This is a genomic window from Ruegeria sp. BHSB064 (genome assembly GCF_059613205.1).
Map to the genome: position 1 here is coordinate 1 of NZ_JBXWSB010000126.1, position 12,167 is coordinate 12,167.

General features: G+C 58.0%; 10 protein-coding genes. 8 read left to right on the plus strand and 2 right to left on the minus strand.

What is annotated here, in order from left to right; translation table 11 throughout:
* Both AC2FNU_RS20845 and AC2FNU_RS20850 read right to left on the minus strand, forming a co-directional pair.
* Nucleotides 1-416 (minus strand): aminotransferase class III-fold pyridoxal phosphate-dependent enzyme (locus tag AC2FNU_RS20845; RefSeq protein ID WP_496792026.1); only part of this gene is annotated, 416 nt, incomplete at its 3' end.
* Nucleotides 417-450: 34 nt separating this feature from the next.
* Nucleotides 451-1,230: an IclR family transcriptional regulator gene (locus AC2FNU_RS20850; RefSeq protein ID WP_496792030.1), complete on the minus strand. Its 780-nt coding sequence runs from the start codon at nt 1,228-1,230 to the stop codon at nt 451-453.
* Nucleotides 1,231-1,338: 108 nt separating this feature from the next.
* Here AC2FNU_RS20850 and AC2FNU_RS20855 point away from each other — a divergent pair, with 108 nt between their 5' ends.
* From AC2FNU_RS20855 to AC2FNU_RS20890, 8 genes are all read left to right on the plus strand, one after another.
* A complete protein-coding gene (locus tag AC2FNU_RS20855; RefSeq protein ID WP_496792033.1) occupies nt 1,339-2,268 on the plus strand; it encodes a tripartite tricarboxylate transporter substrate binding protein in 930 nt (309 codons plus the stop codon).
* 62 nt (nt 2,269-2,330) lie between these two features.
* On the plus strand, nt 2,331-2,867 hold the full coding sequence (locus AC2FNU_RS20860; protein WP_171176603.1) for a tripartite tricarboxylate transporter TctB family protein: 537 nt from the start codon (nt 2,331-2,333) through the stop codon (nt 2,865-2,867).
* 7 nt (nt 2,868-2,874) lie between these two features.
* Complete coding sequence (locus AC2FNU_RS20865; RefSeq protein ID WP_496792041.1) at nt 2,875-4,395, plus strand: tripartite tricarboxylate transporter permease; 1,521 nt, start codon at nt 2,875-2,877, stop codon at nt 4,393-4,395.
* Between the two features lie 6 nt (nt 4,396-4,401).
* On the plus strand, nt 4,402-5,886 hold the full coding sequence (locus AC2FNU_RS20870) for an aldehyde dehydrogenase (RefSeq protein ID WP_496792044.1): 1,485 nt from the start codon (nt 4,402-4,404) through the stop codon (nt 5,884-5,886).
* Between the two features lie 25 nt (nt 5,887-5,911).
* Complete coding sequence (locus tag AC2FNU_RS20875) at nt 5,912-7,156, plus strand: Tm-1-like ATP-binding domain-containing protein (RefSeq protein ID WP_496792047.1); 1,245 nt, start codon at nt 5,912-5,914, stop codon at nt 7,154-7,156.
* A gap of 176 nt (nt 7,157-7,332) precedes the next feature.
* Nucleotides 7,333-8,829: a trimethylamine methyltransferase family protein gene (locus AC2FNU_RS20880; protein WP_496792049.1), complete on the plus strand. Its 1,497-nt coding sequence runs from the start codon at nt 7,333-7,335 to the stop codon at nt 8,827-8,829.
* A 4-nt stretch (nt 8,830-8,833) separates the two neighbouring features.
* Nucleotides 8,834-11,251: a GcvT family protein gene (locus AC2FNU_RS20885; protein WP_496792051.1), complete on the plus strand. Its 2,418-nt coding sequence runs from the start codon at nt 8,834-8,836 to the stop codon at nt 11,249-11,251.
* Between the two features lie 5 nt (nt 11,252-11,256).
* Nucleotides 11,257-12,167, plus strand: a 911-nt coding sequence (locus AC2FNU_RS20890; protein ID WP_496792056.1) for an NAD(P)/FAD-dependent oxidoreductase, incomplete at its 3' end; no start/stop codon positions are given.

Consider the following 12,167-nt stretch of genomic DNA (forward strand, 5'->3'; position numbering starts at 1 on the left):
GCGTCGCCCCGAACCTTGTGGTATTGCCGCGCGAGCTTCAACGCGATCTCGACAGAGTCTGAACCACCCGACGTAAAAAACGCGCGGGTCAGGCCGTCTGGCGCGAAAAACTGCGCCAGCTCATATGACAGTTCAATTGCCTTATCGTTGCTGGTTCCGCGAAAGGTGGAATAATAAGGCAGCGCGTTCAGCTGATCGGCGATGGCCTGTTTCACCGGTTCGCAGGAATAGCCCAGATTGACGTTCCACAGCCCCCCAACGGCATCAAGCGCCTTATGACCGTCGACGTCAATGATGCTGACACCCTCACCGCCACTCAGAATAGTCGGTGGGTTTTTCTGGCTGTCGGCAGGATGTGCCATCGGATGCCAGAAATAACGGGCGTTGTTCTCTTTCAGAAAGTTCGAGTCTTTCATGGTTCGGGCCTCCGCGAGTGTCGCCCACCCTCGGTCACGGGTGGAATTCGGTTGGAAAGGTGTCGGGCAACTGACCGCCGAAATCTGCGGTCAGTTCGGTCGAAAGAGTGTGCAATGCAGACAGAATGGCAGGCAGGCGATCGCTTGTGGCGCGGCTTTCCGGGACTGCAATTGCGATGGTCCCCAACGCGATCTGATCGATGCCAAAAATCGGCGCTGCGTAGCCAAAGACGCCTTCTTCGTAGCTTCCGTTGCTGTTGGCCCAGCCCGAGACGCTGATCCGCGCAACCCGCTCTTTGATGAGTTCAGGATCGGTGAGCGTTGCGTCCGTGAATCGCACCTGTTCGTCCCGATCCAAACGGTCCATAAGGTTGGGCGGGCCAAAGCTGAGCATACAAAGACCAGACGCCGTTGCATTGATCGGCAGGATCTCACTGGGATCAAGGCTGACACGCACACTATGCCGTGTTGTTTCAACCACCAATGCGGTTTGCAGGCCGATCTTTTCCAACAGAGATAAATGCAGGCTTTCACCAACGCTCTGCATGGCAACCTGCATTTTCTGGCGTGCACTTTCGATGCCGGGTCGGGCGATTTCGCGCAGCGCGGCCAGGCGCAAGGCTGCCGGTCCGATGGCATAAGACTTGGTCATGGGATTCTGTTCGATCAGACCGTATTCCTCGAGCGCTCGCAGGTGGCGCAGCGCAGTTGCCTTGTTCAATCCAGACAGTCGCGCAAAGTGACTCAGCCCGATTTCCGGTCGCGCGCTTGAAAAGTAATCCAGCATTTTTAAGGCATTAAGGGCTGTGCCCATGTGTTTCACTTCCTCTTGCTCAGGGAATACTTGACAGAACTAACTTAACAAAGCAACATTATTATTGTTAACGCGGATCAAATAATGAACCACGCATGGGAGGAGTCAATGAAGAAATTTCTTACAGCTGCGGCTTTTGTGGCATCAGCCACCGCTGCACTGGCCGAGTACCCCGAAAAGCCGGTCAGCTTTGTGGTGCCTTGGCCTCCGGGCGATCTGGAAGATGTTCTGACGCGGATGATCGCCGATGAGTTTCAGGCCATGTACGGCGTGCCAGCCGCTGTCGTGAACAAACCCGGTGGTGGGGGTGGTCCGTTCCCGGGTGCCGTCGAGGTGGCAACCGCCCCTGCGGACGGCTACACCATCGGGTCTTTTGTCATCGGCGTGCCGGTCATTGGTCCAGAAATCGGCATCCCCGAGCTCAACCCCAACCCGTTTGATCCCATCGGGATCTTCCTGACATATCCCTTCGTGATCGCAGCCAGCAAGGACGCGCCTTTCTCAAGCTGGGAAGAGCTGGCGGAACACGGCAAGGAAAACGACGTCGCACTTGGCCATTTCGGTTCCGTTTTGCCACCAACCCAGGTGACCTTTGCTGCAGCCGTAAGCAGCGGGTTCGACTTTGCCAGCGAGGCAGCTTTTGACGCGCTGGACTGCAACACGCTGGCATCTGGCGATGTCGACGTGATCAACACCACCCTGCAACTTATCCTGCCCTGCCTTGATCAGGTGAACGTCCTGGCCAGCATCGGCGGCGAGCGGATTTCACTGGTTCCAGATACACCAACGATTGTCGAGTTGAACCCCGATCTGCCTTTGGCCCTGTGGAACGGTCTGTTCGTCCATAAGGATACACCTGCAGATGCTCGCGAAAAGATCTCGGCTGCAGCTCAAAAGGCGCTGAGCTCTGACAAGGCCAAACAACTGGCTGAAGAAACCGGTGCTCTGATCTACTGGCAGGATCCCGATGCCTCCAATGCTCAGATCGAGCAAGACAAAGCCTCGTTCGCCAAGATTGAAGAGATCCTGGGCGAATAAACCGGAACGGGCCCGGCACGTTTAACACAGCCGGGCCTCTTTCCACCCAACGGGAGGCCACGATGATTGCAAAGACCTTGCAAGACATGTTCCGGCGCTATCGACGCCCCGGTGACATCGTGTTTGCCACGATGTTCTTCGTGTTCTCGCTGTTCCTTCTCAGCCAGCTTGGAAGCGAAACTCAGGTTGTCAAACGGACAAAGTGGTTTGCGCAGCCTGCTTTGTGGCCAACTATCGCGATCTGGGGCATGGTTGTGTTCAGCGGTCTGCATTTGCTGAGCTCATTCCTGTCACCACGTATTCCAGGCCGTTTGCGAGAGATCACGTTTTGGCTGAAATCGCTCGAATACGTTGTCTATTTTCTGATTTACGTTGTTGCTGTTCCATGGCTTGGGTACCTGCCCTCCACCATGCTGTTCGCCGCCCTTTTGACGGTCCGCCTAGGGTTTCGCTTGCCCGGGGCCTTTTGCATTGCACTCATTTTCGGCGCGGTGGTCGCAATCGTCTTTCGGGCGCTGCTGCAGGTGAACATCCCCGCGGGTCGCGTTTATGAATACCTGCCCGACGGGCTGCGCGCCTTTGCGCTGACCTATCTATGAGGCCGCAATGGACGATCTGATTTCCGGCTTTGCAATTCTGGCCCAGTGGCAAGTCATGGTGGCGCTGATCATCGGCTCTGTCGGGGGTGTTATCATTGGCGCCTTGCCCGGCGTGGGCGCCGCCGTGGCCATCGCGATCCTGCTGCCTGCTACATTTGCTTTCGAACCTATCGTAGGTCTAACCCTTCTGCTGGGCATCTACGGGTCATCCATGTATGGCGGCGCAATCCCGGCCATTCTGATCAACACCCCAGGCACGGCCGTGAACGCCCTGACCACCTATGACGGCTATCCCATGACCAAACGCGGCGAGGGTCATAGGGCTTTGTCGCTGGCCTATTCAGCCTCGTTCTTTGGTGGTATTTTTTCGATCCTCTGCCTGATCGTCCTTTCGCCCGTTCTGGCCTGGGTCGCCCCGCATTTCGGCAGTCGCGAGATTTTTCTGGCCGCTTTCATGGGTATTTTGCTGGTGATCCTGGCCCATCGCGGACAGACCTTTTCCGCCGCGATGCTGGCATTTTTCGGGATTTTCCTGAACACGGTGGGGCTGGAGCCTGTCAAATACACGCGGCGTTTCACCTTTGAGCAAACCTGGCTGTCATCGGGCGTCGATCTGATCGTTGTCGTATTGGGTCTGTTTGCAATCAGCCAGGCACTGCTTTTGCTGGTCGACAAGGAACACGCCCCCGGCGAAGCCCATGTTCGTGGCAACATATTTACCGGCCTGAAAGAGCTTCTGGGCCTGAAGCGCATTGCCACCGTGTCGTCATCACTGGGCGTTCTCATGGGTATGGTGCCGGGGACCGGCGAATTCACGTCCCAGTTCCTGTCTTACACCTACGCTCAGAAAAGCTCGAAAGATCCCGACGCGTTTGGCAAAGGATCGCCCGAAGGTCTGGTGGCGTCTGAGGCCGCCAACAACGCCGTTCCGGGGGCTGCAATGATCCCGCTTTTGGCGCTGGGTATTCCGGGTGAGGCACTGACAGCCATGATGCTGTCGGTTTTCTACGTCCACAATGTAATCCCTGGCCCGCAACTGTTTGCGGAACAGATGGATTTTGTCATGGCATTGTATATGGCGTTGATCCTTCTGAACGTGGTCGTTCTGATCTTTCTGCTGTTTTCGACCAATCTGCTGCTGAAACTCATTCAGATTCCAACCCGCTTTCTCGGCATCATGATCCTGACCCTTTCTTTTGTGGGCGTGTACAGCCTGCGAAACTCGATCACGGACTGCGCGATTGCGGCCGGGTTCGGGGTTTTCGGGCTGATCCTGAAACGCCTGAACCTGCCGATCGTGCCCATCATTTTGGGCATGGTTCTGGGTGGCATCATGGAGGTCAAGCTGCGCAGTGCCATGGCCCGTGTGAAATCACCGCTTGACTTCATCGACCGGCCCATTGCGGCAATCCTGTTTGTGATGATCTTGGGGATCATCCTGTTGCACATCCGCTCGTTGATCCAGGAACACAAAGACCGCGTCAAACCGCAACCGGTTCTCGACGAAGACACGACACAGCAAGGATAACGCCTCATGGATCAGTCCTCGATTGACGCGCTGCGCACAAAGGAAGTTGCACCGCGCGGGCATTTCATAAACGGCCGCTTTCAACAGAGCGAAACCGGTGCTCAGCATCAGGTCCTCTCCCCGATCAACGGTCAGCCTTTGGCGTTGATCGCCGAGGGCAGTGCTGCGGATGTCGACGCCGCCGTACGTGCGGCGCGGGTATCGTTTGAAGATGGGCGCTGGTCACGAATGGCACCTGCGGACCGCAAGAAAGTGTTGCTGAAGCTGGCCGATCTGATCGAAGCTCAAGCGCTGGAAATTGCTGTTCTGGGCGTTCGCGACAACGGGACCGAGATCAATATGGCCTATAAGGCCGAGGCACTCTCAGCCGCGGCAACGTTCCGGTATTATGCCGAAACCATCGACAAGCTGTACGGTCAGATCGCCCCTACGGGCGATGACGTTCTGGGCCTGATACATCATGCACCCGTTGGCGTTGTCGGCGCGATTGTGCCATGGAACTTCCCACTGATGATCGGCAGCTGGAAGATCGCCCCCGCGTTGGCGGCTGGCAACTCCGTGGTCCTGAAACCGGCGGAAAGCGCCTCGCTCAGCCTGTTGAAAATCGCCGAACTGGCAGCTGAGGCCGGGGTGCCAGACGGCGTGTTCAACGTAGTGACGGGGCGCGGCCCAGTCGTCGGCGAAGCGTTGGCGCTGTCGATGGATGTTGACATCCTTGTCTTCACCGGGTCCGGCGCGACAGGGCGACGTCTTTTGGAATATTCCGCGCGGTCCAACCTAAAGCGCTGTTATCTGGAACTTGGGGGCAAATCGCCGAACATCGTCTTTGCCGATGCCCCGGACCTGTCCGAAGCGGCCAAGGTTTCAGCCGCTGGTATTTTCCGCAACTCGGGTCAGGTCTGCGTTGCCGGATCGCGCCTGTTGGTACAGGAAGAAGTCTACGAGGATTTCCTGTCAGAGATCACCCGCCATGCCGAAGCCTTTCGCGTTGGCGATCCGCTAGACCTGAACAGCCAGATCGGCGCGGTTCATAGCCTGTCCGAATTAGAGTCCAATCTGGGTTTTGTAACCACGGCTCAGGCAGAAGGGGCCGATCTGCGCACAGGTGGTTCGCGCATTCTGACCGAAACCGGCGGCTACTACATGGCCCCGACTGTGATGGCAGGTGTCAAGGAAACCGACACCCTGTTCCAAAACGAAGTCTTCGGCCCGGTTCTCGCCGTTACACCCTTCAAGGACGAAGAAGACGCAATCCGTATGGCGAATGCGACCGTTTACGGGTTGGCAGGTGGTGTCTGGACCGCGAACTTAGGCCGCGCGCATCGCATGGTCGCTGGTGTCCGCGCAGGGGTAGTGCATGTAAACACCTATGGCGGCGCAGACCTGACTGTGCCCCTTGGTGGTGTGCGCCAGTCGGGCAACGGGCACGACAAGTCTTTACATGCAATGGAAAAATACATCGATCTGAAAACCGCTTGGATCAAGCTCTGATCGCTGAGGGGTAAGGGAGGCGCAAATGACCAAGAAAACTATCCTTTTGATCGGCACCTATGACACCAAAGAGCCTGAAATGCGGTTCATCGAAAACGCAATTCAAGCACAGGGTGCCGATGTGCTGACGATGGATGTGTCTGTTCTGGGCGACCCTTCTGCACCGACCGATATCTCAAAGCATGACGTGGCCGCAGCCGGTGGTATGACAATTGATGAGGTTATCGCCCAAGGCGACGAGAACAAAGCTTTCCGCATCATGTCTGCCGGGGCCGCCGAAGTGGTTGCGCAGGCCTATGCTGAGGGCCGGTTTGACGGGATGCTGGCCACCGGCGGCACAATGGGCACTGATCTTGCACTGGATTGCGCGCAAGCGCTGCCGATGGGTGTGCCGAAATACATTGTCTCAACCGTCAGCTTCTCACCACTTATCCCGCCAAACCGGCTGGCCCCCGATATTCAGATGATCCTTTGGGCTGGCGGGCTCTATGGCATGAATTCGATCTGCCAGTCCTCGCTCAGTCAGGCGGCCGGGGCGGTGGTCGGCGCAGCAAAGGCCGCCATTGCACCGGACCGCAGCAAACCGCTGGTTGGCATGACCAGTCTGGGGTCGTCTTGCTTGCGCTATATGAAAACACTCAAACCAGCATTGGAAGAGCGCGGGTTTGAAGTGGCCGTGTTTCATTCCACAGGAATGGGCGGCATGGCCTATGAAAAACTGGCCAGCGAAGGGGCATTCGCTTGCGTGATGGATTTCTGCATGCAGGAATTCGGAAACCTCATGGCGGGCTCTGTCGTTTCCAGCGGTGAAGACCGGGTTACCAATGCCGGGCGCATGGGTATCCCGCAGATGGTCGCCCCCGGCACGCTGGATTTGCTGGATTTTGCGGGATGGCAGGACATCCCCGAACACTATGCCGACCGGCCTTTCCATGAACACAACCGGCTGATCAAAAGCTCGGTCTTCAACGGGGCCGAACGGCGCGCCTGGATTCGGGAACTTGCCAATCGATTGGGTACAGCAAAAGGACCAACGCATTTCTTTCTGCCACTGCAAGGCATCGAGGCCTGGGACAAGGAAGGTGAAGAAGCCCATGACCCGCAGGCACTGGCCGAAATGATCGACGAAGCCCGCCGTGTGATGCCCGATCAGGTGCCAATGACCGAACTGGACGCTCATATCAACGACGCTGCATTCTGCGACGCGGTTCTGACACTTTTCGACGATTGGGTCGAACGTGGCGTGGTAACGTCAACGCCACAAACGTGACCTTTTTGGGGGCGGTATCGCCCTCATTGAACCATGAATACTTCGGTGCAAGGACTCGTAAGTTGCGCCATGTCGCTGAATGAATTTCTTTCACAAAAATCAGCCAATAATGGAATTGAGCTAAAACTACACCCTTCCTAAGATGCGCGGGAAAATACCTCATCAAGGACGCGCTCATGCGGCGAACACGATCAAGACGGGCTTCCAGTTCCGCAACGCCACAGATGACTTTACCGCCCATTGGCGGTCGATTTATGCCGCTGGATAACGGCAAACTGGCCCATATCACCGATACGGCCTTCGACATTTTGGAAAAAATCGGTGTGTCCGGAGCACCTGAAGACATCCGCGCACTGGCGCTGGAGAATGGCGCTGCGGAACGGGCTGATGGCCGCATCACCTTTTCACGCACATTGGTCGAGGACATAATCGCAGGCGCGTGTAAACGCGTGGAACTTCCTGGTTTCATTCGGGATCGTGGGATCGAGGTTGGCGGTGGTCGCGTCCATATCGGCACCGGCGGCGCCGCTGTTCAGGTTCTGGACGCCGCCACAAACACGTTCCGCGACAGCACGTTACAAGACTTGTACAGCCTGATGCGCATCGTGGATGCCTGCGACAGCATTCACTATTCCCTGCGTCCCGTTGTGGCCCGGGATCTGGAAGATCCGCTGACGCTGGACATCAACACGGCATTTGCCGCGATGAAGGCGACCTCGAAACCCATTGGCACAAGCTTTTTCGAGCCCGCCAATGTGACCCCCGTGGTTGAAATGTTCGACGCAGCTTTGGGCGGCGAAGGCGCGTTTAAAACGCAACCCTTCTGTTTCGCATCCGTTTGTCACGTGGTGCCACCGCTGACGCTGGCCGAAGAGGCCTGCGGGGTGATGCGCGAATGCGTCCGATTAGGTATGCCATTGCAGATCTGCTCAGCGGCGCAGGCCGGGGCAACAAGCCCCGCCGCGCTGGCTGGCGCTTTGGCACAGGGCTTGGCGGAATCGCTGGCCGGTCTGGTTCTGGTCAACATGATGCAGCCCGGCTTCCCATGTATTCTGGCGTTCCTGCCGTTCATTTCCGACCTGCGCACCGGCGCAATGACCGGCGGTTCGGGCGAGGCTGCTGTGGCCAATGCTGCCGCTGCGCAACTGCTTTTGAACCTCGGCCTGCCCTCCACTGTTTCGGCGGGCATGACCGATGCCAAGACAGCGGACGCGCAGTCGGGCTATGAAAAAGGCTACACCATCGCGCTGGCCGCCCAAGGCGGGGCGGATATGATCAACCTGTCCGTGGGGATGCTGGGCTCGATCATGGCAGCCAGCAAAGAGGCTCTGGTGATCGACAATGATATGTGCGGTGCCATCCTGCGTTCAGTGCGCGGCGTCGAAATGTTCGAAGGCTCGATTGATCTGGACATGATCGAACAGGTCGTGACCGGCGAGGGGCATTTCCTCGGCACTGCTCAGACCCTGGATCTGATGACCAAGGAATACGTTTATCCGTCTCTGGGCGACCGCCAAAGTGTCAATGACTGGCTTGAAAGCGGCGCGCAAACGGTCTGGGACAAGGCCATCGCCCGCGTTGCCGAGATCGAAGTGCAACCCGCTCCGTCCCACCTGCCCGCCGATATCGAGGCTGCCCTGCGCGCTCGCCTGCCCATCTATCTGAAAGATTAAACCCATGAAAAGCCATGCTAAAGTTGTGATCATCGGGGGTGGCGCTGTCGGTGTCTCGACCCTCTATCATCTGGCCAAAGCCGGGGTGACCGACACACTGCTGATCGAGAAGAACGAATTGACCAGCGGCTCGACCTGGCACGCGGCGGGGAACATTCCAACCTATGCCAACAGTTGGGGCGGGATGCGCGCGGGCAACTATGCCTGGCGGCTGTACAAGGATTTGGCCGAGCAAGTCGACTACCCGATCACCTACCGCCACACCGGCGCGTTCTGGCCCGCGCACACGCCCGAACGCATGGATCTGTTCCACCATCTGGTCGGAATCTCCAAGGGGCTGGGTTACGACATGGCGATGCTGACTCCGTCCGAGATGGATGACATGCACCCCTATTTCAGCTCGGGTCACAGCATCATCGGCGGTATTTTCGATCCCTATGAGGGCGACGTGGACCCGTCGCAGCTAACCCAGGCATTGGCCAAAGGCGCGCGGGATCAGGGCGCGGCGATCGCGCGGTTTACCACGGTCACCGGCATTGAACGCCGCGCGTCCGGTGAATGGGAAGTGCAGACCGACAAGGGCAATGTGGTCTGCGATATCGTGATCAACGCAGGCGGTTACTATGGCCGCGTGGTCGGTGAGATGGTCGGCCAGAAACTGCCCGTCGTCACGCTGGAACATCAGTATCTGGTCACCGAAAGCCTGCCCGAGCTTGAGGCCAACCCAGAAAACTTCCCGCTCGTCCGAGATCCGGACATCATGTATTACCTGCGGCGCGAGCGGAACGGGTTGCTGCTGGGCTCATACGGTCACGAAGGCCGCCCCGCATGGCTGGACGGAATGCCGGATTGCTTTGCCAATCAACTTTACCCGGACAGCGTAGATGACATTGCAGAAATCCTTGAGGCAGCGCTGGAGCATGTGCCGCTATTAGGTGAGGCCGGCGTTAGCCGGTTCGTGAATGGGCCAATCCCCTACAGCCCGGATGGCGCGCCGCTTTGCGGCCCCGCCTTTGGTTTGCCGAACTTCTATCATGCCTGCTGTTTTCCGGTGGGGATCACCCACTCGGCCGCGGCCGCGAAAACGCTCACCGAATGGATTACCGAAGGTGAGACCGAATGGGACATGTCCTTCTGGGACCCGCGTCGCTTCGGCGAGGAATGGGCGACGTTCGACTACACCGTCAAACGGTCCAGCGAGCTGTATGAGCATCAATACGCGATCCCTTATCCGCATCGGCTGTGGAAATCGGGCCGTCCAGTGCAGACCACGCCACTCTATGACACCCTCAAAGACAAAGGCGCGGTTTTCGGACAGGTCGCCGGATGGGAGCGGGCCTTCTGGTTCCAGACAGACCAGATCAAGGATGACGGACAGCTGAGTTTCCATCACGAAGTCTGGCACGATGCGGTCAAAGCTGAATGCGAAGGCGTGCGCGACCGCGTGGGTGTGATGGATCACGGCGGCTTTACCCGGTACGAGGTCAACGGGCCCAAGGCCACCGAGTTCCTAAATCATGTCTTCTGCGGCGCAATGCCCGCCGTTGGTCGCGTCAAGCTGTCCTATATGCTGACGCCCAAGGGTAAAATCTGGTCCGAGGCCACGATTGCACGGCTGGATGAGAACAAATACCTGCTCTGCGGCCCCACTCTGGCAGATCAACGCGACCATGACTGGATGTCGCAATTCCTGCCGGATGAGGGCGTGACTCTGACCCGAGGCTCTGAGTTTGACGCTGCTCTGATGGTCATGGGACCAAAATCCCGCGACGTGCTGCAACCGCTGACCGAGGATGATCTTTCCAAAGAAAACGCCCCGTGGATGTCGGTGCGCGAAATCACCATCGCGGGCGCGCCTGTGATTGCTCTGCGGGTGTCTTACGTCGGAGAGCTAGGCTGGGAGCTGCATATGCGCAACGCCGATCTGGTGAATGTCTACACCGCAATTATGCACCAAGGCGCAGATCACGGAATTGTCGAGTTCGGCTCTTACGGGCTGAACGCCATGCGGCTTGAGAAAGGCTATCACGGCTGGGGCGCTGATTTCGGCATCGAATATACTGCCTTTGACGCTGGTCTGGATCGCTTTGTCAGCAAGAAGAAAAACAGCTTTGTCGGGCGCGACGCGTTTCTGGCGCAGGCCGAGCAGCCGAAAGACTATCACTTCACCGCCTTTGTGCTCGACGGCCACGGCGCCGACGCGTTGTCTTCCGACCCCATCTGCCGCGACGGCAAGCCGGTGGGCTATGTGAGCTCGGGCGGAACCGGATTCCGTATCGGTAAGCGCATTGCGTTGGGTTATCTGACAGAGGCCGCGAACCCTGGAGATGTGTACCAGATCGAAGTGCTGGGTGTGCCGGTCAAAGCGACTGTGGCGACCGTGCCGTTCTACGATCCTGAAAACGACCGGTTGCGGGGATAAGACCCATGGCGAAATCTCTTCCGACGGACGTTCAGGTCGCTATCATCGGCGGCGGCATTGTCGGCTGCGCGACCGCTTATCACCTTGCCAAAGCAGGCTGGTCGGTTGCCCTGTTCGAGCGCAAGAAACTGACAAGCGGAACAACATGGCATGCCGCTGGCTTGGTCAGCGAAACACAAGGCGTGCCGGTCATGTCGGCGTTGGCAAAGTACGGCCTCGACCTGATGGAAAGCCTTGAGGATGAAACCGGGCAGAATACCGGCTTCAAACGCAACGGATCGATGACTGTGGCTCTGACCGAGGCGCGTATGGAGGAGCTGCGGCGCAAGGTCGACTATGCCCACGGCTGTGGTCTGCGCGCGGAAGAGATCAGCCTGACTGAGGCGCAAGATCGCTGGCCGCTACTTTCGACCGAGGGCGCGAAGGGCGCGTTCTGGTTCCCCGGTGATGGCTACACCAATCCTATCGACACCACGATGGCTCTGGCCAAAGGCGCGCGCACCAATGATGCTCAGATTTTTGAAGACATCAAGGTCAACCGCGTGGTGATCGAAGGCGGTTGCGCTGTTGGTGTTGAAACCGAAGAAGGCGTGGTTCGCGCCGAACATGTGGTCAATGCCACCGGCATGTGGGCGCGTGAGTTTGGCCTGACCCATGGGGTGCAAATCCCGCTGCATTACACCAACCACTATTACGTGGTGACCGATCCGATCGAGGGTGTAACCGGTGATCTGCCTGTGCTGCGGGTGATGGATGAATACGCCTATTACAAAGAGGATGCGGGCAAGCTGCTGATCGGGTGTTCCGAGCCCAACGCAACCCCGTGGTTGCCCAAGGACGGCCTGCCCGAGACGTTTGAATTCGACGAACTACCCTGCGACGAAGAACACCTCTACCCCATCCTCGAGGCGGCAAT

Bases quoted from the DNA above. Each gene is read 5' to 3' on its own strand.
- AC2FNU_RS20860 (WP_171176603.1), top strand. From the start codon at position 2,331: ATGATTGCAAAGACCTTGCAAGACATGTTCCGGCGCTATCGACGCCCC.
- AC2FNU_RS20855 (WP_496792033.1), top strand. From the start codon at position 1,339: ATGAAGAAATTTCTTACAGCTGCGGCTTTTGTGGCATCAGCCACCGCT.
- AC2FNU_RS20870 (WP_496792044.1), top strand. From the start codon at position 4,402: ATGGATCAGTCCTCGATTGACGCGCTGCGCACAAAGGAAGTTGCACCG.
- AC2FNU_RS20865 (WP_496792041.1), top strand. From the start codon at position 2,875: ATGGACGATCTGATTTCCGGCTTTGCAATTCTGGCCCAGTGGCAAGTC.
- AC2FNU_RS20850 (WP_496792030.1), bottom strand. From the start codon at position 1,230: ATGGGCACAGCCCTTAATGCCTTAAAAATGCTGGATTACTTTTCAAGC.
- AC2FNU_RS20880 (WP_496792049.1), top strand. From the start codon at position 7,333: ATGCGGCGAACACGATCAAGACGGGCTTCCAGTTCCGCAACGCCACAG.
- AC2FNU_RS20875 (WP_496792047.1), top strand. From the start codon at position 5,912: ATGACCAAGAAAACTATCCTTTTGATCGGCACCTATGACACCAAAGAG.
- AC2FNU_RS20885 (WP_496792051.1), top strand. From the start codon at position 8,834: ATGAAAAGCCATGCTAAAGTTGTGATCATCGGGGGTGGCGCTGTCGGT.